Source organism: Pseudomonas parafulva NBRC 16636 = DSM 17004 (assembly GCF_000730645.1).
In the GTDB taxonomy this organism is placed as follows: domain Bacteria; phylum Pseudomonadota; class Gammaproteobacteria; order Pseudomonadales; family Pseudomonadaceae; genus Aquipseudomonas; species Aquipseudomonas parafulva.
Genome location: NZ_BBIU01000026.1, coordinates 33,494 through 54,747 on the forward strand (window position 1 = coordinate 33,494; position 21,254 = coordinate 54,747).

Below are 21,254 nucleotides of genomic sequence, written 5' to 3' on the forward strand. Positions count from 1 at the left end.
CGGGAGGCTTCACATGCTGCTCAATTGTGACATGGGTGAGAGTTTCGGCAGCTGGCGCATGGGCCTGGATGCCGAGGTGATGCCTTACATCGATTGCGCCAACATCGCCTGCGGCTACCACGCTGGCGACCCTGGCACCATGCGCCGCACCGTGGCACTGGCGCTGGAGCATGGGGTGAGCATCGGCGCCCACCCGGCCTACCCGGACCTGGTCGGCTTTGGCCGCCGCTCCATGGCCTGCAGCCCGGAAGAAATCCGCGACCTGCTGCACTACCAGATCGGCGCGCTGGGCGGCATCTGCAAGGTGCAGGGCGGGCGTGTGGCCTATGTGAAGCCCCACGGCGCGCTGTACAACGACATGATGGCCGACCCGCTTGTTCTGCGTACCGTGCTGGAAGCTGTGGCGGCCTACAGCGGCGACCTGCCGCTGGTGCTGATGGCCACCGCCGACAATCGCCCCGCCCAGGCCTTGGGTGATGAGCTCGGCGTGCCATTGTGGTTCGAGGCATTCGCCGACCGCGGCTATACGGCCAGCGGCCATCTGGTGTCGCGCCGCTTGCCCGGTGCTGTGCACCACGACCCGGTGCGGGTGGTGGAGCAAGCGGTTAGCCTGGCCCGGGGCGACACGCTGGTAGCGAACGATGGCAGCACCCTGTGCCTGGAGGCCACCACGCTCTGCGTGCACGGCGACAACGACAGTTCGGTGGCAGCGGTGCGGCAGATACGTCAGGCCCTCGATGCGCTGGGGGCTCGGTGACGCCGCGCATCGAGGTCGTCGCCATCGACACCCTGATGGTGCGGCTGTTCCAGCGTATCGACGAGGCCAACATGCCGTGGATGCTAGCCGCCAGCCAGCGCCTGAGTACGGCATTTGGCGCGCACCTGTTGGACCTCGTGCCTTCCTACACCACCTTGATGGTGCAGTTCGCCTTGCCACCCAGCGAGGCGAGGGCGTTGATCGCCCAGGCGCTGGAAGGCCTGCAGCCAGGCGCCGGGAGTGGTGGCCGCCGGCATGAAATTCCGGTGTGGTACCACGCCAGTGTCGGCCCAGAACTCCCCGTGCTGGCAGCCCGCAGCGGGTTGAGCGAGGCCGAAGTGGTTCGCGTGCACAGCGAACGTGATTACCCTGTGTTCGCCCTGGGCTTTGCCCCCGGCTTCGGCTTCATGGGCCTGGTGGACGAACGCCTGGCCAGCCCGCGCCTGAGCACCCCGCGCAAGCAGGTGGCGGCGGGTAGCGTGGGTATTGCTGAGCGCCAGACGGCGGCGTACCCGGCGGTGTCGCCAGGTGGCTGGAACCTGATCGGGCGCACCCCGGTGCGGTTGTTCGACCGCGAGCGTGGAGGCTTCAGCTTGCTGCAACCCGGTGACCGCGTGCGTTTCGTGCCGGTTTCGCGCAGCCAGTTCCTGGCGTTGGGCGGCGATGACGAGGCGCAGCCATGAATCATTTGCAGATCCACGCCAGCACGCCACTGTGCCAGTTGCAAGACGCCGGGCGCTTCGGGGTGCGCCACCTGGGCGTGACCCAAGGCGGCGCGCTGGATTGGGTGGCCCTGTACTGGGCCAACTGGCTGCTGGGCAATGCGCTCGGCGCGCCGGTGGTCGAGGTGGCGCTGGGTGGCTTTTGCGTCGAGGCCCGGCAGGATTGCGTACTGGCCTTGGCCGGCGCCCACCTGCATGCCTGCATCGATGATGAGCCTCTGCAGCCTTGGCGCAGCTTCGCGCTGGCCAAGGGACAGCGGCTCAGCTTCAAACACCCCGGGCACGGGGTGCGGGCCTATCTGGCAGCCCCAGGCGGCTTTCACGGCACGCCGGTACTGGGCAGTTGTGCCACCGTGGTGCGTGAGGGGCTTGGGGGGATGGACGGGCAGGGTGCTGCACTGGTGAAAGACCAGTGCCTGACGTTTGCCGGTACTGTCGCCCCGCTGCGCGAGGTGCCGCTGGCGCAGCGCCCACCCGTTGCACAAAACCCTGTGCTGGATATGGTGATAGGCGCGCAAATTGGCGATTTCAGTGGTACCAGCCTGTTCGAGGCATTCAACCGGGAGTGGACGCTGGACAGCCGGGCCGACCGCATGGGTATTCGCCTGTTAGGCCCGCAACTGGTCTATCAGGGCGCGCCGATGATTTCCGAAGGCATACCACTGGGTGCGGTGCAGGTGCCGCCGGATGGCCAGCCGATCGTGTTGCTCAATGACCGGCAGACCATTGGCGGGTATCCGCGGCTGGGCGCGCTGACACCCCTTGCGCTGGCCCAGCTGGCGCAGTGCATGCCAGGGGCGGGCGTGCGGTTCAGGCCGGTGGTGCAGGATGAGGCCTGGCGTGAGCAGCAGCGTTACCTGGGCCGTTGGTTGTAAGGCTTGTGGCCCTATCGCGAGCTTTGCTCGCTCCTACGGTTATTGCAGCGTAATTGGCTCAAAAAATGTAGGAGCGAGCGCAGCTCGCGATGCGCCGCGCGGCTGCGCTCGATCTCATAGGCGTAAACCGTGTTGCAGCGAACACATGCCACAAGCCCCAATGCTCACTTCGACAAATACCGCATCCCATCTTCCAGCCCCTGCAAGGTCAGCGGGTACATCTTGTCTTCGATCAAGTCCCGTACCAGGTGGGTGGACGCGGTGTAGTCCCAGGCCTGCCTGGGGTACGGGTTGATCCAGATGATCTTCCTGAATTTCTCCATGAAGCGCTGCATCCACACATAGCCGGCCTCTTCATTCCAGTGTTCCACGCTACCGCCGGGCTGAGTGATTTCATAAGGCGCCATGGCGGCGTCCCCCACGAACACCACCTTGTAGTCATCGCCGTACTTGTGCAGCAGATCAAAGGTTGAATACCGCTCCGAGGTGCGGCGCAGGTTATTCTTCCACACCGACTCGTAGACGAAATTGTGGAAGTAGTAGTACTCCAGGTGCTTGAACTCGGTCTTGCACGCCGAGAACAGCTCCTCGCACACTTTGACGTGGGCATCCATCGACCCACCGATGTCGAACAGCAACAGCAGCTTCACCGTGTTGCGCCGCTCCGGGCGCATCTGGATGTTCAGCAGGCCGGCATCGCGGGCGGTATGGTCGATGGTGCCGTCGATATCCAGCTCTTCTGCAGCACCTTCCCGGGCGAACTTGCGCAGCCGCCGCAGGGCCAGCTTGATGTTGCGGGTACCCAGTTCCACCTGGTCGTCCAGGTTGCGGTACTCGCGCTGGTCCCACACCTTCACGGCCTTGCCCTGGCGCTTGCCGGCATCGCCCACGCGGATGCCTTCGGGGTTGTAGCCACCCGAGCCGAACGGGCTGGTGCCACCGGTGCCGATCCACTTGTTACCGCCGGCATGGCGCTCCTTTTGCTCTTCTAGGCGCTGCTTGAACGCTTCGATCAGCTTGTCCAGGCCACCCAACGACTGGATTTGCGCGCGTTCCTCGTCGCTCAGCGAACGCTCGAATTCCTTGCGCAACCAATCTTCGGGGATCAGCGCCTCGATGTGCCTGTCGAGGTTCTCGAGGCCGTTGAAGTAGGCGGCGAAGGCCCGGTCGAACTTGTCGAAGTGGCGCTCGTCCTTCACCAGAATGGCGCGGGCCAGGTAGTAGAATTCTTCCATGTCGGCGAACACCACGTGCCGCTGCAGGGCTTGGTGCAGGTCGAGCAGTTCGCGTACCGACACGGGCACCTTGGCCGCGCGCATTTCATTGAACAGGTTGAGCAGCATGGCCCGGCTCCGTCAGCGGTTGCCGCGCCGGCTCATGAAGGCCAGGCGCTCCAGCAGTTGCACGTCCTGCTCGTTCTTGACCAGCGCACCGGCCAGCGGCGGGATGGCCTTGGTGGGGTCACGCTCGCGCAACACGGCTTCGCCGATGTTGTCAGCCATCAGCAGCTTGAGCCAGTCCACCAGTTCGGAGGTGGACGGCTTCTTTTTCAGGCCTGGCACCTTGCGCACGTCGAAGAACACATCCAGCGCTTCGCTGACCAGCGACTGGCTGATGTTGGGGTAGTGCACATCGACGATCTGCTGCAGGGTGCTGCGGTCGGGGAAGGCGATGTAATGGAAGAAGCAGCGACGCAGAAAGGCGTCAGGCAGTTCTTTTTCGTTGTTCGAGGTAATGATGATGATCGGCCGCTGCGTGGCCTTGATCGTCTCATCCGTCTCGTAGACGTAGAACTCCATCTTGTCGAGTTCTTGCAGCAGGTCGTTGGGGAACTCGATGTCGGCCTTGTCGATTTCATCGATCAGCAGAATGACCCGCTCCTGGGCCTCGAACGCCTCCCACAGCTTGCCCTTCTTCAGGTAATTGCGCACATCGTGGACCTTGTCCACGCCCAGTTGCGAGTCGCGCAGGCGGCTGACCGCGTCATACTCGTACAGGCCCTGTTGGGCCTTGGTGGTGGACTTGATGTGCCAGGTAATCAAGCGCGCACCGAATGAGGCCGCCAGTTGCTCGGCGAGCATGGTCTTGCCGGTGCCCGGCTCGCCCTTGACCAGCAGCGGGCGTTCGAGGGTAATCGCCGCGTTCACGGCCAGTTTCAGGTCGTCAGTGGCGACGTAATCGCGGGTGCCTTCGAACTTCATGGGGTTGTCCTCTGCGGGTGGCCGGCCCTGTGTTGGTACCGGCAACACCAATATTTGATTAGCCCTCGACTATAACGCGGGGCTACCCGGCTGCAAATGCACACCCGGTATTCAGCCCTTGAATGCCCAGTCACGGGCGCTCAGTCGGTATCCGGAGCGCCACGTTCGTAGCGCGCGTTGAATGCCTGGACAAAGCCGTTGCGCAGAATCTGCAGAAACGCCTCGAACGCGCTGATGTCTTGTTTGCGCACGCTGCCGCTCAACTCCACGCGGGTGGCGAACTGGTTCTTGGGTTGGTTTTTCAGCACGGTCTGCGTGGCACCGACCAGCGCTTCCCATACCGAGCGCAGCACCCCTTTGTCCTTGTTCTGCACGTCTTGTTGCCAGTCGAATACCTCCACATCGCGCAGCAGCGGCTTGATGTACCCGCTCAGCCGGCCATTGGTGGCCTGGGCCTCGATCACCACGTCACCGCGCCCGGCCTTGAAGTCGAACTTGCCGTAGGCACTGGCGAAGTCGTTGAGCTTGCGCAGCTCGATACCGGTAGCCCGCAGGCGGAATTCGAAATCGTCAAAGTCGCTGAAGGGGTCGAACGTGGCGCGGCTTTCCACCTTGGCATCCCCTGCAATCAGCGCCGTTGCCTGGAAGCTGGCATCTCGCCGGCCTGCTTCGTCGCGAATATTGGTGAGGTTGCGCACGTTGGCCTGCAGACTCGTGGCCTTGAGGGTGACCGGGGGTTTGGAGTTGAAATTGCGGAAGGTCAGCACACCGTCGTTGATGCGTACTTCGTTGAGGGTGATCGGCAGCAGCTTTTCCAGCTGCTGGCGCCAGTCGGTGCCCTGGCCGGTCTGGGAGTTCTGCTTGTTGCCGCCGTCGACGAAGTTCAGTTCGGGGCGCACGAACGCCACTTCCGCCACCACCGCATGGTCGTACCACAGGGCGTGCCAGCTTACCGACAGGTCGATGACCGGGGCATCCAGCAGCGGCACCGGCACCTTGCCGGTGGTCTTGACGATCTGCAGCCCATTGATGGTGTAAGCACCGCGCCACCAGGCCAGGTCCACGTCGGCCACCTGGCCGCGGTAGTCACCCATGTCGGCAAGTTTCTGGTTGAGGTAGTCGCGCACCAGGTAGGGCAGGGCAATGTGCAGGGCCACCAGCAGCACGATGAAGCTGGCAAGGCCGATCAGCGGCCAGCGATAACGGGCTCTCATGGCAGTGTCTCCAGGGCGGGATGTGCGGTTGACCGCAGCCTGCGCAGGGGAGTTCGAACAGGCTTTACGGGCTGCCGGCACCGGCTTACCCTTGAAGCCTTTCTGTGCCTCTTCATGCCAAGGACCCCTGCCATGAGCCGTATCTACGCAGACAACGCCCATTCCATCGGCAACACGCCGCTGGTGCAGATCAACCGCATCGCCCCGCGCGGTGTGACCATCCTGGCCAAGATCGAAGGGCGCAACCCGGGTTACTCGGTCAAGTGCCGCATCGGCGCCAACATGGTCTGGGACGCCGAAAGCAGCGGCAAGCTCAAGCCCGGCATGACCATCGTCGAACCCACCTCTGGCAATACTGGCATTGGCCTTGCCTTCGTCGCCGCCGCCCGTGGCTACAAACTGATGCTGACCATGCCCGCGTCCATGAGCCTGGAGCGGCGCAAGGTGCTCAAGGCGCTGGGCGCCGAACTGGTACTCACAGAACCTGCAAAAGGCATGAAGGGCGCCATCGAGAAAGCCAACGAAATCGTGGCTTCGGACCCGGCGCAGTACTTCTTGCCAGGGCAGTTCGAAAACCCCGCCAACCCGGCCATCCATGAAAAGACCACCGGCCCGGAAATCTGGAACGACACCGACGGCGCCGTGGATGTGATCGTCGCCGGCGTGGGCACGGGCGGCACCATCACCGGTGTGTCGCGCTACATCAAGCACACCCAGGGCAAGGCCATCACCTCTGTAGCCGTCGAGCCCGTGTCGTCACCCCTGATCACCCAGACGCTGGCGGGTGAAACGCTGACCCCAACGCCGCACAAGATCCAGGGTATCGGCGCAGGGTTCGTGCCGAAGAACCTCGACCTGTCCATCGTCGACCAGGTGATGACGGTGTCTGACGAAGAAGCCAAGGCCATGGCCATTCGTCTGATGCAGGAAGAGGGTATTTTGTGTGGTATCTCCTGCGGCGCCGCCATGGCTGCCGCGGTGCGCCTGGCGGAAAAACCCGAAATGCAGGGCAAGACCCTGGTGGTGATCCTGCCTGACTCCGGCGAGCGGTACCTGTCCAGCATGCTGTTCAGCGATATGTTCAGCGAGCAGGAAAACCAGCAGTAAGGCCGCCTGGCGCTGACCCGGCGCAACACTTTCTCGCGCGCTTCATTGCACAATCTTCATGAGTGAGATCCCGCCCAGGTTGTTTTTACCTCGGCGGGATCGGTTTATGATGGCGGGATGATTTTAAGGAGGGCGGCCGCCCGGGCCGGTCCCTTCCCCTAGGAGTGATGCATGACCTTATCCTTTGCAGCCAAGGCGGGTGTCTTGCTGGTGTTCTTCGGCAGCGTGCTGTATGTGCACCTGCGAGGCAAGGCGCGCCTGCCGGTGCTGCGCCAGTTCGTCAACCATTCAGCGCTGTTCGCACCCTACAACAGCCTGATGTATCTGTTTTCCGGTGTGCCATCCAAGCCGTACCTGGACCGCCAGCGCTTCCCGGAACTGGACGTGCTCAAGGATAACTGGCAGGAAATCCGCGAGGAGGCGATGCGCCTGTTCGACGAGGGTTACATCCGCGCCGCCGAAAAGGACAACGACGCCGGCTTCGGCTCGTTCTTCAAGAAGGGCTGGAAGCGCTTCTACCTGAAGTGGTACGACAAGCCGTTGCCTTCGGCCGAAGCCCTGTGCCCACGCACCGTGGAGCTGGTCAGCAGCATCCCCAACGTCAAGGGCGCCATGTTCGCCCTGTTGCCGGGTGGCAGCCACCTCAACCCGCACCGCGACCCGTTTGCCGGCTCGCTGCGCTATCACCTGGGGCTGTCCACGCCCAATTCCGATGCCTGCCGCATCTACGTCGATGGCGAACCTTATGCCTGGCGTGATGGCCAGGACGTCATGTTCGATGAAACCTACGTGCACTGGGTCAAGAACGAAACCGACGTCACCCGGGTGATCCTGTTCTGCGACATCGAACGCCCGCTCAGCAGCCCGCTGATGGTGCGTATCAACCGCAAGGTCAGTGCTTTCCTGGGCCGCGCCACGGCGCCGCAAAACACCGATGAAGAACGTGTGGGCGGGATCAACCAGGCCTACGCCTGGAGCAAGCGCTTCAGCAACCGCATCAGCACCCGTGTGAAACAGTTCAAACGCGCCAACCCCAAGGCCTACCGCATTCTGCGGCCGGTACTGGCAGTGGTGGTGGCCTACCTGCTGTACCGCTGGTTGTTCTAAGCCCTCGCGCAGCCGGCCCTGGCCATACCTGATGGCCAGTGCCGGCGGTTAGCGCAAATCGTCAGGGATGCGATGGCGCAGTACGCCTTCTTCGAAATCGAGCACGCCGGCTTCGCGCTGGGTCACCAGGTAGTACAGCAGGGTATCGGGCACCTGCTCCGGCAACACGTGCACCGCCAGCATCCTCACGGCCTTTTCTGCCTCGCACACGCAACCGAACTCAACCAGTGCGGCCTGCACCTGCTGCAGGGTTTCCGGCGGCCTTACAATTACTCGGAACACTGAGCTACCGCCACTGTGCAGGACGCCCTCGAACCAGGCATCTGCCCCTTCCTCACGGGCGGCGACCAGGTCGCCCGGTGCGACGCCATAGACATGAAAAGGGATGCTGTCGACCCGGTAGCCACCCTGTTCTGGCCGTGCCCACAGCCCTTCCACCGAGGCCGGTGGGTAGCCGCTCTCGTCCTGTGCCAGGCGGAACAGCACCTTGCGGTAGCCGCTGCTCATCGGCGGGCCGGGCGCAGCACCAGCCACAGCGCCGCGCCGATCAGCAGGCCGCCGTACAGGTGCGCCATGGACAGCGGCTCATCCAGTAGCCAAGCCCCCCACAGCACCCCGAACGCCGGGATCAGGAAGGTCACGGTGCTGGCCTTGACCGGGCCGATTTCCGCCAGTAACCGGAAGTACAGGATATAGGCGAAGGCGGTGCACAGTAGCCCCAGGCCCAGCAGCGACAGCCACACCTGCCAGCCGCCCCAACTGGCAGGGGGCTGGCTGAGCGCGCTCCAGGCGAATACAGGGCTGAGCAGCAAGGTGGCGCCGAGCATGCTGCCCAGCGCCGACAGGCGGCTGTCCAGGCCGCCGACCCAGCGCCGGGCCAGAAAACCGGCAAACCCGTAGCAGGTGGTCGCCGCCAGGCAGGCCAGCGCACCTTGCAGCAGGGCCGCGTCCAGTGCCACCGGCCCGGCGCCACTTAAAATGGCGACGCCAAGCAGGCCCAGGAAAATGCCGCACAGCTTGGAGAGGGTCATGGGCTCTTTGAAGAACAGCACGCCGATCAGTACACCCATCAACGGTGTCGTGGCATTGAAAATGGCTGAATAGCCGGCTGGCAGCACTTGAGCTGCGACCGAGTAGAAGGTTGCCGGGATGCCCGAGTTGATCATGCCCAGCACCAGGCAAGCGCCCAGTTTGCCTTGGAAATCCCAGCGCACACCTGCAGCGGACACAATCGCGATCAGCCCCAGGCAGGCGATGGACACGCGGAAAAACGCCGTGGGCACCGTGCCCAGTTCGGGCGCGATGATACGCATGAACAGGAAGCTCGCGCCCCAGACGGCGGCAAGGGTTAGCAGGCGGGCTAGAGCGATGGGGCTCACGGCAGTCTCCGGGGGCGTGGCTGGGGGCGCGAGTGTACGCGAGGCAGCAGGGGGTTTCTTGTGCTTTCTTGCGCTGTAACCTGGCCAGCTACATTTGCAGGCAGGGGCCTCACACGCCAGGGCGAGCGGCTAAGCTGTGTATCTCCACCCGCCACCGAGGTGCCCGGTATGCCCCATCCCTGGCCTGCAGCCGCCATCGCCCGCCTGATGCTCACCGGCTTCGACGGCTATCGCGAGCATTTCCAGCGCATCACCCTAGGCGCTCGTGAGCGCTTCGAACAAGCCCGCTGGCAGGAGATCCAGCACACGGCCGCTGCGCGCATCAACCTCTACGAGGAACAGGTCGCTGTGGCCAACCAGCGGCTGCGCGAGAGCTTTGCCACGCAGGTTCTGCTGGACGTGGCCCAGTGGCCGCAGGTTAAAAGCGCCTATGTCCAGCTGATTGACCCGCGGCTGGACGATGAACTGGCCGAAACCTGGTACAACTCGGTGTTCTGCAGCCTGTTCAGCCATGACCTGATCAGCGACCGTTGCATGTTCATCCACAGCACACGCCCAACCTTGCGCCGGCGCGCCGCACAAACCCGTACCTATCGCCCCGACGGCGGCCTCGCCGGGCTGTTGCAGGCCATCTTCGCCGACTACCGGTTCCACATCCCTTACGCCGACCTCGACGGCGACCTGCTGCGGCTGGAGGCGCAGCTTCGTGAATGCCTGCCCGATTGGGTGTGCCGCGACCCAGCGCTGGCGGTGGAGCTGTTCGTGCCGGTGCTGTACCGCAACAAGGGCGCTTACCTGGTCGGCCGGTTATACAACGGCGACGAACAATGGCCGCTGGTGATTGCCCTGGTGCACCGGGAGGGGCAGGGCATCGAGGCCGATGCCTTGATCACCGATGAGGCTGAAGTCTCGATCATCTTCTCCTTCACCCGCTCCTATTTCATGGCCGATGTGCCAGTGCCGGGTGAATTCGTGGGCTTTCTCAAACGCATTCTGCCGGGCAAGCATGTGGCCGAGCTGTATACCTCCATTGGTTTCTACAAGCAGGGCAAGTCCGAGTTCTACCGCGCCCTGATCAACCACTTGGCCAGCAGTGACGACCGCTTCGTCATGGCACCTGGGGTGCGTGGCATGGTGATGAGCGTGTTTACCCTGCCGGGCTTCAACACCGTGTTCAAAGTCATCAAGGACCGTTTCTCGCCCTCAAAAACCGTCGATCGCGCCACGGTGATCGACAAGTACCGGTTGGTGAAGAGCATCGACCGGGTAGGGCGCCTGGCCGATACCCAGGCCTTTGCCGACTTCCGCTTCCCCGCGGCGAAGTTCGCGCCGCAGTGCCTGGCCGAGTTGCTTGAGGTGGCGCCCTCCACCGTGGTGCTTGAGGGCGATACAGTGCTGATCCGCCACTGCTGGACCGAACGGCGCATGACGCCGTTGAACCTGTACCTGGAACAGGCCAGCGAGGCCCAGGTGCTGGAGGTACTGGAGGATTACGGCCTGGCCATCAAGCAACTGGCGGCGGCGAACATCTTCCCTGGTGACATGCTGCTGAAGAACTTTGGTGTGACGCGTCATGGCCGGGTGGTGTTCTACGACTACGACGAGATCAGCTATCTGACGGAGGTCAACTTCCGCCATATTCCGCCGCCGCGCTACCCGGAAGACGAGCTGTCAGGCGAGCCGTGGTACTCCATTGGGCCCCATGATGTGTTCCCCGAGGAATTCCCGCCCTTTCTGTTTGCCGACCTGGGCCAGCGGCGCCTGTTCACCCGCCTGCATGGCGAGTTGTTCGATGCCAGCTATTGGCAAGGCCTGCAGGCGGCGATACGCGATGGCAAGGTGATCGACGTGTTCCCCTATCGGCGCAAGGCACGTTGAACGTAGCCTGGCCCTTAGTCCTTCAGGCATTTCAGCGTGCTGAAATCGGTGCGCACTTTTGCCAGCCGGGCCTGCAGCACCTGGCGCTGCTGCGGCGTGCTCTGCTGTAGCAGGTCTACCAATAGGCTGCGGGCCTGTTGTTCGGTGTTCTGGAAGGCTTGGCGGTATTCAGGCGTCCATAGGCTCTCCTTGCTCTGCAGCAGCGTGGCCATACGGGCCGGGAAACTGGCATCGTTGCGTTGGTCCACCGCCAACAGCAGCTGCTGCTGCCAGTGGGCGCGGTTGGCAATCCATTCGCGGTTCTGGTCCCCCAGCGCTTGCGACCAGGCGACCACGCGCTGCTTCTGGCCGGGGCTCAGTTCACCCAGCCAGGGCTTCAGGCGTTTCTGCATACGTTCGGCCCGCTCGGCAATTTGCTGGGGCAGGGGAGTGTCTACGTATTCATTGCGGCGCTCGGCGATGTCATCACGAAAAGCCTCGCGCATCTCTGCTACTTGCGCATCGCTCATGCCGCGCAGCAGTTCAGTGGCGGAGGGGGTAATTTCGGCTGCCACCCGGCCAATCGCCTCGCGGGCCTCATGGGTACGCTGCTGCAAGGCCTGGTCGGTGACCTGATTGTTGGCCACCATGTCGCGCAGCCGGTCGAGCCAGTCGAGGTAGCCAGGCAGCTGGGTCTTGCAGTGCCACGCCAGGTGCTCCCTGAGCCGATCGTCGAGCAGGGTCTTCTGGTCACGGTTCATGTCCAGGTAGTCGCCCAGCGACCACGGCACCAGGCGGTCGAGGTTGCGGTAGGCCAGGTCGATCCGGCTGCAGGCGCCCAGGGCCAGAACCACCCCCAGCGTGACAAGCGCGGTCTTGAGCAGGCGAAGCGGCATAAGCTGTTCCTTGCAGTGGCGGCCAATCGGTAGACGCAGCAGGGTGGCGACGGTTCAACCGGGTCATCTGCCTGTAGCATGGGAGGCCGGTAACCGTCCGGAAGCTTTGACACCACCCGCTGTCTATCCGGAAAATAGCCCCCTTGACTTGAGGATGTACCGAAATGGCTCTGCTTGGGCGTTACAACAGTTTGCAAATTGTGAAACACGTGGACTTCGGGTTGTACCTGGACGGCGGCGCCGACGGGGAAATTCTCCTGCCGGGGCGCTACATCCCGAAAGGCGCAGAAACCGAGGTGGACGACTGGCTCAACGTGTTTATCTACCTGGACAGCGAAGACCAGCTGATCGCGACCACCGAAAAGCCCAAGGTGCAGGTGGGCGAGTTCGCCAGCCTCAAGGTCAAGGACATCAACGGTGCAGGTATCTTCCTGGACTGGGGTCTTTCCAAGGACCTGCTGATGCCGTACTCCGAAGAAGCCCGCCCGCTGAAGATCGGCGACTACTGCGTGGTGCACGTCTACCTCGACAAACGCACCCGGCGCATCACCGCCACCTCACGCCTGGACCGCTACCTGGACGTCGCGCCTGCGGACTACAAGCCAGGCCAGCCGGTGGAGTTGCTGGTTGCCGGTGAAACGCCCATGGGGTTCAAGGCAATCATCAACAACCGCCATTGGGGCCTGATCCACAAGAATGAGGTGTTCAAGTTCCTGCGCTCTGGCATGCACGAGAAAGGCTTCATCAAGGAAATACGTGCCGACGGCAAGATCTCCTTGAGCCTGCAGCCAGTGGGTGCGGCGCTGTCCGACGACCTGCAGGCGCAGATCATGGCCCGCCTGGAGGCCGAAGGTGGGGTGCTGGGCGTGTCTGACAAGAGCGACCCGGCGCTGATCAGCAAGCTGTTCAATGTCAGCAAGGGCAACTTCAAGAAAGCCATTGGTGGCCTGTTCAAGCAGGGCCGTATCGTCATCCATGACGACCGCATCGAGAAAGCCTGATCAGCCCTGCACGAAGCTGCGGAAATCCAGCTGCTCGCCGCCTGGGCGGGTGTCGCGCAGCAGTGAATCGCGGTCGGCGCTCAGGGCCAGGCTGATGGTGGAGCGGCGCTTGCCAGGGTTGCGCACCTCCATCTGCTCCTGATGCGCGCGCAGGAAGTTGACGGGCACTTTCAGGTGTTGCAGCTCGTCGCTTTCCGGGGTGTGCAGCAGCAGGTTGACCCAGTCTGGCTGGCCCTTGCGCAGCAGTGCCACCGGCACGTCGAACCACCACAGGTTGCGCTTGTGGTCGAGGATGGCGAACAGGGTGTTGGCGCTGGTCAGCACAGGCCGGGCCAGTGCATCGTTGCGCCGCGCGATGGCGGCGGGTTTGTCGAGTTTCATGCAGGTTCCTGCGGGTTGAAGCCTTGAAAGCCTGCATTGTGAGGGGTGGCACCGGGCGCGGCAAGGCTTGGGGCTGTGGTGTGATGCACGTGCGCTACGCCTACCGCTTGGCATTGTGTGCAAAATTTCTTGAAACTCTTGCGCAAGCGGCCGAGTCCACCTTTTGTCGGCACGATACGCGTGTCACATCACAGGAGTTTTGCCATGAGCGGTACTGGAGATAAAGCGAAAGGCTTGGCCAACGAAGCGATGGGCAACGTCAAGCAGGGCATCGGCAAGGTGACCGACAATGACAAGCTCAAGGCCGAGGGCAAGGCGCAGGAACTCAAGGGTGAAGCGCAGCAGGTCAAAGGCGATGTGAAGGACGCTGTTAAAAAAGCAACCGACAAGTAATGCCCGATGCTTGGCCGCCTTCATGCCAGTGCGCAGGGGGCGGCAACAAGCTGGGTGAGTTTTTTGCATTTTTTGTAACACTGCCGGGAGCAGCGCGCTCAGCGCATGGTCTATTAGACTTAACAGTCACATCGATAGAGCGGCGAAAGGAGACGCTATGATTTTTTCCGCCCTGCAGGGCCTGCCCCTGCACCGCGTGTTGGTGCGCACCGTCAAGGAGTTCCTTGATGACGAAATGTCCACCTACGCCTCCGCGCTGGCTTATCAGGCGCTTTTCTCGTTATTCCCTTTCCTGCTGTTCCTGATCGCCCTCATCGGCTTCTTGCACCTGCCTGACTTTTTCTCGTGGCTGCGCTTGCAGTCCGAGCTGGTGCTGCCACCGCAGGCACTGGAACAGGTCAACCCGGTGATCGACCAGTTGCAGCAGTCCAAGGGTGGCTTGCTGTCGGTGGGTATCGTGATTGCCTTGTGGACCGCGTCGGCCGGTGTGCGGCTGATGATGAGCGCCATGAACGCCGCCTATGATGTGCCCGAGGGGCGGCCGGTATGGAAGCGTATTCCGCTGTCGATCTTCTATACCGTCGGCCTGGCCGGCATGTTGCTGGCCGCAGCAGCACTGATGGTACTGGGGCCCCAGGTGATGGAGTGGATCGCCTCGCAAATCGGTATGCAGGAGTTCATCGTTACGCTGTGGACCATTCTGCGCTGGCCGGTGATCGTCATCCTGCTGATGGTGGCAGTGGCGCTTATCTACTACGTGATGCCGGATGTGAAACAGAAGTTTCGCTTCATTACCCCAGGCTCGGTACTGGCGGTGGTGGTGTGGATCGTGGCCTCGTTGGGCTTTGCCTACTACGTGAAAACGTTCGCCGACTACAACGCCATGTACGGGAGCATTGGGGCGATCATCGTGCTGCTGCTGTACTTCTACATTTCAGCCGCTGTGCTGCTGCTTGGCGCTGAAATGAATGCGGTAATCGAGCACATGTCTGCCGAGGGCAAGGACCCTGGGGAGAAGGACTTCGACGGTGAGAAGTCGCAAGAGAACGTGAAAGTGCTGGGGCATGAGCACCCGGCGCCCACAGAGCCTGCTACTGCCCAGCCTCAACCACGCTGACAGCGTCGCCATACTGGCGGCGTTGCAACGCTACCAGCGCCTTGCTGCGCTGGTAGCGTTGCAGCCGGCTCGCCAGCGCCTCCGGCAGGTGCTCGGCGGGCCCAAAGCCAACATTTGCATAGAACGGCCGCAGTGTCGGGTGGCAGAACAGCCAGGCCGTACCATACGGTTGGCACAATGCTGCTTCGATCAGCGCACGTGCGATCCCCGTACCCCGCCGTTGTGGCGCCACGAACAGGCCAGTCAGCCACCAGCCACCCTCGATACAGGACAGGCTTAGCCCCGCAACGATCTCTGGCGCCCTCGCCACCCACAGTTGACCCTCGCCAGAGGCACGCATGCGTGAGCCCTGCTGGCGGTAGAAATGGTCGAGAAGCCGGCGTTGCGTGTGGCAAAGCTGTGTGCAAGCGAGAGGCTGTGAAATAGCGCGCTCCTGGAAAAGGCGGTGACAGATGGCGCGTACGTTGTCGCAGATTGTTGCAAATACGGCAAGGGTGAATATCCGACTGCGGGGTTCAACTATTACCTGGCAGGCGTAGAATTTCCTCATCCCCCCTGTAGTAAGAAGCGGGATCGGTACTTCGTGCCATCGGTAGCCCGATGGCAACTTCTCCGGGCCGGCGACGGCATCAGAAGTCAATCGATCAGCTTGAAACATGAAGGCATTCAACATGAAACCATTACTGATACTTGCGTTGGTCGGTATGTCCTCATTCGCCCTCGCAGACCCTTCTGCGCCTGCTTCCAATGAGCCGGTGGCGCAGCAGTACGACTATTCCATGAACCTCGACATCAAGCGCGTCATCAACCTGTCGACCATCCCCAACGTGTGCGAAGTGGTGCCTGCCACCATGACCTATGAAGACCACCAGGGCCAGGTGCACACCGTTCAATACCGTGCCATGGGCGGGGGCTGCCAGCAGGGCTGACGGCTCAGGTACCCGCCTCGGCGTAAACGGGTGGGGAGGCAGTGCCCACTCCACCTGTTAGCGCTTCCCAGCTACTGCGCAGTCGTGGCAGGCTCTACGCCGCCCATCTACACCTTCGCAGAGCCCCACATGCCTTTTTCCAATGGTTTTCTCCTTAGCCTGTCCCTGTGCCTGGACATCGGTATAGCCAACATCGCCATGATTACGCTGGCCATGCAGCGTGGCTTTCTGCAAGGGTTCTGGCTTGGCCTTGGCACGTGTGTGGGTGATTTGCTATATGCCATCGCCGCGTTGGCGGGCATGACCGTGTTGCTGCAATTCGAAGCCGTGCGCTGGGTCTTGTGGCTGGGCGGTTCGGCGCTGCTGGTGTGGTTTGCCATCAAGATGGTGCTGGCCGCCTGGCGCGGCGGGCATATGCACGCGAGCACCAACGTGGCCGTGGAGTCCGGTTGGCGCGAGTTTTTACGCGGCATCTTCCTGGCGATGTCCTCACCCAGCGCCATATTGTGGTTCGCGGCAGTAGGGGGCGTGCTGATATCCCGCTCTGGCGGCGGCAGCATGGTGGACGCGGGGTTGTTTCTGGCAGGGTTCTTCGTGGCCGGGCTGGTATGGTGCATGGGCATCTGCGGCATTGCCAGCCACGGCGGGCGCCTGCTGGGTGATCGCCTGCTGACGTGGTCGTATGTGCTGTCTGCGCTGATCTTCTGTTATTTCGCGGTGTACGTGATCGTATCGGGTTACCAGGAATTCATCCTCGGGCGCGCCGCCTAAGCGCGCTTGCAGGGGCTGCGCAGGCAGCCCCGGCCATGCCGCAAGTCAGATTCAGCTGGCAACGAAATTCGGTGGCGATACCAGTTCTACGGTCTGTTGCTTGCGCGGCGCCAGGATCTCGGCCTCGCCCTGAACGACCAGCTCGTCGTTCTGGTTGAACACGTTGGTGGCGATACGCACCTTGAACTTCGGCAGTTTTTCGAGGATCTCCAGGCGCACGGTCAGGGTGTCGCCGATTTTCACCGGTTTCTGGAAGCTCATCTGCTGCCCCAGGTAGATGGTGCCAGGGCCGGGCAGGGTGCAGGCCACTGCCGCGCTGATCAGTGCGCCGCTGAACATGCCGTGGGCGATGCGCTCGCGGAACATACTCTTGGCGGCGAATTCAGCGTCCAGGTGCACCGGGTTGTGGTCGCCGGACATGGCGGCGAACAGCTGGATATCGCGCTCTTCCACAGACTTCTTGTATTCGGCCTTCTGGCCGACTTCTAGGGCTTCGTAAGGCGTGTTGCTGACCTGGGACATCGGGGCTTCCTTAAGCAGTACATGTCGGTGGTGGTCGCGCACGGGGCGTCGGCCAAGACGGGTGAGACGCTTGCCGGTGGCGACCGGATCACATTCGCGCCCAACACAGTGTATGCCCAGCGGGCCAGATTGCAGGAAGGGCACAAATAAGATTCACAATGTTAATGGCGGCATCAGGCGTGTGGGCCGCGCTGCGCTTACCTGCTAACGTCGAATCAACGCCTGGCCGCTACGCGCCCGGGCACCTGGATAAAAGGACGCAGTGCAGGTCCCGGCAGAGGAACAATAATAAATGCAAGCCGACTTCTGGAACGACAAACGCCCGGCGGGCGTGCCCTCCACCATCGATCTTCACGCCTACAGCTCCGTGCTCGAAGTCTTCGAGCGCTCCTGCAAGCGCTTTGCCGATCGCCCCGCCTTCAGCAACCTGGGGGTGACGCTGACCTACGGCGACCTGGAGCGGCTATCGGCGGCATTCGCCACCTGGCTGCAGCAACACACCCGCCTGGAACCTGGCGACCGTATCGCGGTGCAGATGCCCAACGTGTTGCAGTACCCGATCGCCGTGTTCGGCGCCCTGCGCGCCGGGCTGATCGTGGTCAACACCAACCCGCTGTACACCGAACGGGAGATGCGCCACCAGTTCAAGGACAGCGGTGCCCGCGCGCTGGTGTACCTGAACATGTTTGGCCAGCGCGTTCAGGCGGTGTTGCCCGATACCGGTATCGAATACCTGATCGAGGCGAAGATGGGCGACCTGTTGCCTACGGCCAAGGGGTGGCTGGTCAATACGGTGGTGGACAAGGTGAAGAAGATGGTGCCGGCCTACCATCTGCCCCAGGCCCTGTCATTCAAACAGGCGCTGCGCCAAGGGCGCGGTGGTTCACCGAAGGCTGTGCCGCTTGGCCTGGACGACATCGCGGTGCTGCAGTACACAGGCGGTACCACGGGCCTGGCCAAGGGCGCCATGCTCACCCACGGCAACCTGGTTGCCAACATGCTGCAGGTACTGGCGTGTTTCTCACAGCATGGGCCAGACGGCCAGAAGCTGCTCAAGGACGGCGAGGAAGTGATGATCGCCCCTTTGCCGCTGTACCACATCTATGCGTTCACCGCGAATTGCATGTGCATGATGGTAACCGGCAACCACAACGTACTCATCACCAACCCACGGGACATTTCCGGCTTTATCAAGGAGTTGGGCAAGTGGCGGTTTTCCGCATTGCTAGGCCTCAACACCCTGTTCGTTGCCCTGATGGACCACCCTGGGTTCCGCCAACTGGACTTCTCGGCGCTGAAAGTCACCAACTCTGGCGGCACTGCCCTGGTCAAGGCCACGGCCGAGCGCTGGGAGCAACTGACCGGGTGTCGCATCGTCGAAGGCTACGGCCTTACCGAAACCTCCCCTGTAGCCAGTACCAACCCTTATGGTCAACTGGCGCGGCTGGGGACGGTGGGTATCCCGGTGGCAGGTACTGCATTCAAGGTCATCGACGACGAGGGCAACGAACTTCCGCTGGGTGAGCGGGGCGAGTTGTGCATCAAGGGGCCGCAGGTAATGAAGGGCTACTGGCAGCAGCCCGAAGCCACGGCCCAGGCGCTGGATGCCGATGGCTGGTTCAAGACAGGCGACATTGCCGTGATCGACCCGGACGGCTTTACCCGCATCGTCGACCGCAAGAAGGACATGATCATCGTCTCGGGCTTCAACGTGTACCCCAACGAGGTGGAGGATGTGGTCATGGCCCACCCGCAGGTTGCCAGCTGCGCGGCCATCGGTGTGCCCGACGAGCGCTCCGGGGAGGCGGTCAAGCTGTTCGTAGTGCCCCGTGAGGGTGGCGTGAGCGTGGATGAGCTGAAGGCCTACTGCAAGGCCAACCTCACCGGTTACAAGGTGCCCAAGCACATTGTGCTGCGCGACGCGCTGCCGATGACGCCGGTTGGCAAGATCTTGCGCCGGGAACTGCGCGACGCCGGCTGAACCGCAGGCATGCGGCAGGTTAGGGCGGCTTGGATGCTCTAGGCTGCCGCATACAGGTTTCAGAAGGCTGTCTAAAGTCACTCGCTCTGGATGTGACCATAATTACCAAAATAGTCATTTTTGTGACCTTTCGGCCTGTCGGAGCCTCTGGTCGACCCCAGGCAAAGCTGCTAATCTCGCCCCGTTTTCAGATGATCCGGTTTGCAACGCGCCGTCATCTCATATCAATAATAAGCGCCTCGATGCGCGAATCGAACTTCGCTGTTGCTGAAGGAGTGGGCTTGAATGATCGACCATTTTTGGCAGGATAAGTACCCAGCCGGGATAACGGCGGATATCGATCCGGACGAATTCCCCAGTATCCAGGCGGTACTCAAGCAATCCTGCCAGCGCTTCGCCGACAAACCGGCCTTCAGCAACCTGGGCAAGACGATCACCTATGGCGAAATGTATGCGCTGTCAGGTGCGTTCGCGGCCTGGCTGCAACAGCATACCGACCTCAAGCCCGGTGACCGTATCGCCGTGCAGTTGCCCAACGTGCTCCAGTACCCTGTGGCCGTGTTCGGTGCCATGCGTGCAGGGCTGATCGTGGTCAACACCAACCCGCTGTACACCGCGCGGGAAATGGAACACCAGTTCAACGATTCCGGTGCCAAGGCGCTGGTATGCCTGGCCAACATGGCCCACCTGGCCGAGAAGGTGGTGCCCAAGACCCAGGTCAGGCACGTGATCGTCACCGAGGTGGCCGACTTGCTGCCACCGATCAAGCGGCTGCTGATCAACAGCGTCATCAAGTATGTGAAGAAGATGGTGCCGGCCTACCACCTGCCTCAGGCCGTGCGCTTCAACGACGCCATCGCCCTGGGCAAGGGCCAGCCGGTGGTTGAAGCCAACCCGCAGGCCCATGACGTGGCGGTGCTGCAGTACACCGGCGGTACCACGGGCGTGGCCAAGGGTGCGATGCTCACCCACCGCAACCTGGTGGCCAACATGCTGCAGTGCAGGGCCCTGATGGGGGCCAACCTGCATGAAGGCTGCGAAATCCTCATTACCCCGCTGCCGCTGTACCACATCTACGCCTTTACCTTCCATTGCATGGCCATGATGCTCATCGGCAACCACAACGTGCTCATCAGCAATCCGCGGGACCTGCCGGCGATGGTCAAGGAGCTGGGCAAATGGAAGTTCACCGGTTTTGTCGGCCTCAATACCCTGTTCGTGGCCCTGTGCAACAGTGATGCCTTCCGCAGCCTGGACTTCTCCGCCCTGAAAATTACCCTGTCTGGCGGCATGGCCTTGCAACTGAGCGTGGCCGAGCGCTGGAAGGCCGTTACGGGGTGCGCCATTTGCGAGGGGTACGGCATGACCGAAACCAGCCCTGTGGCGGCGGTGAACCCGGCCCAGGCCAACCAGGTGGGCACCATTGGCATTCCGGTACCGTCCACCCTGTGCAAGATCATCGACGACGCGGGCAATGAGTTGCCGCTGGGCGAGGTGGGGGAGTTGTGTGTGAAGGGCCCGCAGGTAATGAAGGGCTACTGGCAGCGCGAAGACGCCACTGCCGAAATACTGGACAGCGAAGGCTGGCTGAAAACCGGCGACATCGCCTTGATCCAGCCAGACGGCTACATGCGTATCGTTGACCGCAAGAAAGACATGATTCTGGTGTCGGGTTTCAACGTCTACCCCAACGAGCTGGAGGACGTGCTGGTGGCGTTGCCGGGCGTGTCCCAGTGCGCGGCCATCGGTATACCGGACGAGAAGTCCGGCGAAGTGATCAAGATGTTCATCGTGGTCAAGCCGGGCATGACCCTGACCAAGGAGCAGGTGATGGAGCACATGCGCGCCAATGTCACCGGCTATAAAGTGCCCCGCCAGATCGAGTTCCGCGATGTGCTGCCTACCACCAACGTGGGCAAGATCCTGCGCCGCGAGTTACGTGACGAAGAGCTGAAAAAACAAGGTTTGAAGAAGACCGCCTGAGCCTTAAACGCCGTTGGTAGGGTAACGGCTCAGGGCGCAGATGGGGATCGAGGGCTGCTTC

Annotated in this window: 22 protein-coding genes; 13 read left to right on the forward strand and 9 right to left on the reverse strand. The window is 62.3% G+C overall.

Going from position 1 to position 21,254, the window contains the following annotated elements; genetic code table 11:
* The first annotated feature begins 13 nt into the window (after positions 1-13).
* The 3 genes from PPA02S_RS16545 to PPA02S_RS16555 are packed head-to-tail and all read left to right on the forward strand — an operon-like array spanning position 14 to position 2,354.
* Positions 14-757 (forward strand): 5-oxoprolinase subunit PxpA, encoded by a 744-nt coding sequence (locus PPA02S_RS16545; RefSeq protein ID WP_042141831.1) that lies wholly within the window; start codon positions 14-16, stop codon positions 755-757.
* The gene (gene pxpB, locus PPA02S_RS16550) at positions 754-1,440 is read left to right on the forward strand and encodes a 5-oxoprolinase subunit PxpB (RefSeq protein ID WP_028635425.1); all 687 of its coding nucleotides are present in this window, start codon (positions 754-756) and stop codon (positions 1,438-1,440) included. The genes PPA02S_RS16545 and pxpB overlap by 4 nt, the downstream gene beginning before the upstream one ends.
* The gene (locus tag PPA02S_RS16555) at positions 1,437-2,354 is read left to right on the forward strand and encodes a 5-oxoprolinase subunit C family protein (RefSeq protein ID WP_028635426.1); all 918 of its coding nucleotides are present in this window, start codon (positions 1,437-1,439) and stop codon (positions 2,352-2,354) included. Before pxpB ends, PPA02S_RS16555 begins: the two co-directional genes overlap by 4 nt.
* Positions 2,355-2,518: 164 nt before the next feature.
* Here the strand turns inward: PPA02S_RS16555 and PPA02S_RS16560 are convergent, their stop codons facing one another.
* The 3 genes from PPA02S_RS16560 to PPA02S_RS16570 all read right to left on the reverse strand — a co-directional run bounded on the left by PPA02S_RS16560 (position 2,519) and on the right by PPA02S_RS16570 (position 5,769).
* Positions 2,519-3,697 (reverse strand): vWA domain-containing protein, encoded by a 1,179-nt coding sequence (locus PPA02S_RS16560; protein ID WP_028635427.1) that lies wholly within the window; start codon positions 3,695-3,697, stop codon positions 2,519-2,521.
* A gap of 12 nt (positions 3,698-3,709) precedes the next feature.
* Positions 3,710-4,555, reverse strand: coding sequence for an AAA family ATPase (locus PPA02S_RS16565; RefSeq protein WP_028635428.1), 846 nt, complete (start codon positions 4,553-4,555; stop codon positions 3,710-3,712).
* A 140-nt stretch (positions 4,556-4,695) separates the two neighbouring features.
* Positions 4,696-5,769, reverse strand: coding sequence for a DUF748 domain-containing protein (locus PPA02S_RS16570; protein ID WP_028635429.1), 1,074 nt, complete (start codon positions 5,767-5,769; stop codon positions 4,696-4,698).
* 132 nt (positions 5,770-5,901) lie between these two features.
* Here PPA02S_RS16570 and cysK point away from each other — a divergent pair, with 132 nt between their 5' ends.
* Together cysK and PPA02S_RS16580 are read left to right on the forward strand one after the other, a co-directional pair.
* The gene (gene cysK, locus PPA02S_RS16575) at positions 5,902-6,876 is read left to right on the forward strand and encodes a cysteine synthase A (RefSeq protein WP_028635430.1); all 975 of its coding nucleotides are present in this window, start codon (positions 5,902-5,904) and stop codon (positions 6,874-6,876) included.
* 171 nt (positions 6,877-7,047) lie between these two features.
* The gene (locus tag PPA02S_RS16580; RefSeq protein WP_028635431.1) at positions 7,048-7,983 is read left to right on the forward strand and encodes an aspartyl/asparaginyl beta-hydroxylase domain-containing protein; all 936 of its coding nucleotides are present in this window, start codon (positions 7,048-7,050) and stop codon (positions 7,981-7,983) included.
* A gap of 48 nt (positions 7,984-8,031) precedes the next feature.
* Here PPA02S_RS16580 and PPA02S_RS16585 read toward each other — a convergent pair whose 3' ends face one another.
* Together PPA02S_RS16585 and PPA02S_RS16590 are read right to left on the reverse strand one after the other, a co-directional pair.
* A complete protein-coding gene (locus PPA02S_RS16585) occupies positions 8,032-8,490 on the reverse strand; it encodes a DUF4265 domain-containing protein (RefSeq protein WP_028635432.1) in 459 nt (152 codons plus the stop codon).
* A complete protein-coding gene (locus PPA02S_RS16590; protein WP_028635433.1) occupies positions 8,487-9,362 on the reverse strand; it encodes a DMT family transporter in 876 nt (291 codons plus the stop codon). The genes PPA02S_RS16585 and PPA02S_RS16590 overlap by 4 nt, the downstream gene beginning before the upstream one ends.
* A 168-nt stretch (positions 9,363-9,530) precedes the next feature.
* Between PPA02S_RS16590 and aceK the strand changes: the two genes are divergently transcribed.
* On the forward strand, positions 9,531-11,240 hold the full coding sequence (aceK, locus tag PPA02S_RS16595; protein ID WP_028635434.1) for a bifunctional isocitrate dehydrogenase kinase/phosphatase: 1,710 nt from the start codon (positions 9,531-9,533) through the stop codon (positions 11,238-11,240).
* A 14-nt stretch (positions 11,241-11,254) separates the two neighbouring features.
* Here aceK and PPA02S_RS16600 read toward each other — a convergent pair whose 3' ends face one another.
* A complete protein-coding gene (locus PPA02S_RS16600) occupies positions 11,255-12,115 on the reverse strand; it encodes a DUF6279 family lipoprotein (RefSeq protein ID WP_028635435.1) in 861 nt (286 codons plus the stop codon).
* Between the two features lie 164 nt (positions 12,116-12,279).
* Here PPA02S_RS16600 and PPA02S_RS16605 point away from each other — a divergent pair, with 164 nt between their 5' ends.
* Positions 12,280-13,116, forward strand: coding sequence for a CvfB family protein (locus PPA02S_RS16605; protein ID WP_028635436.1), 837 nt, complete (start codon positions 12,280-12,282; stop codon positions 13,114-13,116).
* Here the strand turns inward: PPA02S_RS16605 and PPA02S_RS16610 are convergent, their stop codons facing one another.
* Positions 13,117-13,497 carry a hypothetical protein gene (locus tag PPA02S_RS16610; RefSeq protein WP_028635437.1) on the reverse strand — a complete coding sequence of 127 codons (381 nt, stop codon included), beginning with the start codon at positions 13,495-13,497 and terminating at the stop codon, positions 13,117-13,119.
* A 204-nt stretch (positions 13,498-13,701) separates the two neighbouring features.
* Here PPA02S_RS16610 and PPA02S_RS16615 point away from each other — a divergent pair, with 204 nt between their 5' ends.
* Entirely contained in the window at positions 13,702-13,890 is a 189-nt protein-coding gene (locus PPA02S_RS16615) for a CsbD family protein (protein WP_028635438.1), read from the forward strand.
* A gap of 157 nt (positions 13,891-14,047) precedes the next feature.
* Positions 14,048-15,007, forward strand: coding sequence for a YihY/virulence factor BrkB family protein (locus PPA02S_RS16620; RefSeq protein WP_028635439.1), 960 nt, complete (start codon positions 14,048-14,050; stop codon positions 15,005-15,007).
* On the opposite strand, the gene PPA02S_RS16625 is transcribed toward PPA02S_RS16620, so the two are convergent.
* Positions 14,982-15,347: a GNAT family N-acetyltransferase gene (locus PPA02S_RS16625; RefSeq protein ID WP_042141832.1), complete on the reverse strand. Its 366-nt coding sequence runs from the start codon at positions 15,345-15,347 to the stop codon at positions 14,982-14,984. The two genes, PPA02S_RS16620 and PPA02S_RS16625, sit on opposite strands and share 26 nt — an antisense overlap.
* 331 nt (positions 15,348-15,678) lie before the next feature.
* Between PPA02S_RS16625 and PPA02S_RS16630 the strand changes: the two genes are divergently transcribed.
* Positions 15,679-15,936, forward strand: coding sequence for a DUF2790 domain-containing protein (locus PPA02S_RS16630; RefSeq protein ID WP_028635440.1), 258 nt, complete (start codon positions 15,679-15,681; stop codon positions 15,934-15,936).
* Between the two features lie 129 nt (positions 15,937-16,065).
* Positions 16,066-16,707, forward strand: coding sequence for a LysE family translocator (locus PPA02S_RS16635; RefSeq protein WP_028635441.1), 642 nt, complete (start codon positions 16,066-16,068; stop codon positions 16,705-16,707).
* Positions 16,708-16,758: 51 nt separating this feature from the next.
* Here PPA02S_RS16635 and PPA02S_RS16640 read toward each other — a convergent pair whose 3' ends face one another.
* Entirely contained in the window at positions 16,759-17,229 is a 471-nt protein-coding gene (locus PPA02S_RS16640; protein WP_028635442.1) for a MaoC family dehydratase, read from the reverse strand.
* 292 nt (positions 17,230-17,521) lie between these two features.
* Here PPA02S_RS16640 and fadD2 point away from each other — a divergent pair, with 292 nt between their 5' ends.
* A complete protein-coding gene (gene fadD2, locus PPA02S_RS16645) occupies positions 17,522-19,210 on the forward strand; it encodes a long-chain-fatty-acid--CoA ligase FadD2 (protein WP_028635443.1) in 1,689 nt (562 codons plus the stop codon).
* A 285-nt stretch (positions 19,211-19,495) separates the two neighbouring features.
* Positions 19,496-21,193 (forward strand): long-chain-fatty-acid--CoA ligase FadD1, encoded by a 1,698-nt coding sequence (gene fadD1 / locus PPA02S_RS16650; protein ID WP_028635444.1) that lies wholly within the window; start codon positions 19,496-19,498, stop codon positions 21,191-21,193.
* Positions 21,194-21,254 lie beyond the last annotated feature (61 nt).

Coding starts and splice junctions, on each gene's coding strand:
- PPA02S_RS16640 (WP_028635442.1), bottom strand. CDS start 17,229: ATGTCCCAGGTCAGCAACACGCCTTACGAAGCCCTAGAAGTCGGCCAG.
- PPA02S_RS16610 (WP_028635437.1), bottom strand. CDS start 13,497: ATGAAACTCGACAAACCCGCCGCCATCGCGCGGCGCAACGATGCACTG.
- PPA02S_RS16625 (WP_042141832.1), bottom strand. CDS start 15,347: ATGCGTGCCTCTGGCGAGGGTCAACTGTGGGTGGCGAGGGCGCCAGAG.
- PPA02S_RS16580 (WP_028635431.1), top strand. CDS start 7,048: ATGACCTTATCCTTTGCAGCCAAGGCGGGTGTCTTGCTGGTGTTCTTC.
- PPA02S_RS16565 (WP_028635428.1), bottom strand. CDS start 4,555: ATGAAGTTCGAAGGCACCCGCGATTACGTCGCCACTGACGACCTGAAA.
- PPA02S_RS16600 (WP_028635435.1), bottom strand. CDS start 12,115: ATGCCGCTTCGCCTGCTCAAGACCGCGCTTGTCACGCTGGGGGTGGTT.
- PPA02S_RS16605 (WP_028635436.1), top strand. CDS start 12,280: ATGGCTCTGCTTGGGCGTTACAACAGTTTGCAAATTGTGAAACACGTG.
- PPA02S_RS16620 (WP_028635439.1), top strand. CDS start 14,048: ATGATTTTTTCCGCCCTGCAGGGCCTGCCCCTGCACCGCGTGTTGGTG.
- PPA02S_RS16615 (WP_028635438.1), top strand. CDS start 13,702: ATGAGCGGTACTGGAGATAAAGCGAAAGGCTTGGCCAACGAAGCGATG.
- cysK (WP_028635430.1), top strand. CDS start 5,902: ATGAGCCGTATCTACGCAGACAACGCCCATTCCATCGGCAACACGCCG.
- PPA02S_RS16570 (WP_028635429.1), bottom strand. CDS start 5,769: ATGAGAGCCCGTTATCGCTGGCCGCTGATCGGCCTTGCCAGCTTCATC.
- PPA02S_RS16545 (WP_042141831.1), top strand. CDS start 14: ATGCTGCTCAATTGTGACATGGGTGAGAGTTTCGGCAGCTGGCGCATG.
- PPA02S_RS16630 (WP_028635440.1), top strand. CDS start 15,679: ATGAAACCATTACTGATACTTGCGTTGGTCGGTATGTCCTCATTCGCC.
- PPA02S_RS16555 (WP_028635426.1), top strand. CDS start 1,437: ATGAATCATTTGCAGATCCACGCCAGCACGCCACTGTGCCAGTTGCAA.
- fadD1 (WP_028635444.1), top strand. CDS start 19,496: ATGATCGACCATTTTTGGCAGGATAAGTACCCAGCCGGGATAACGGCG.
- fadD2 (WP_028635443.1), top strand. CDS start 17,522: ATGCAAGCCGACTTCTGGAACGACAAACGCCCGGCGGGCGTGCCCTCC.
- PPA02S_RS16560 (WP_028635427.1), bottom strand. CDS start 3,697: ATGCTGCTCAACCTGTTCAATGAAATGCGCGCGGCCAAGGTGCCCGTG.
- PPA02S_RS16585 (WP_028635432.1), bottom strand. CDS start 8,490: ATGAGCAGCGGCTACCGCAAGGTGCTGTTCCGCCTGGCACAGGACGAG.
- aceK (WP_028635434.1), top strand. CDS start 9,531: ATGCCCCATCCCTGGCCTGCAGCCGCCATCGCCCGCCTGATGCTCACC.
- PPA02S_RS16635 (WP_028635441.1), top strand. CDS start 16,066: ATGCCTTTTTCCAATGGTTTTCTCCTTAGCCTGTCCCTGTGCCTGGAC.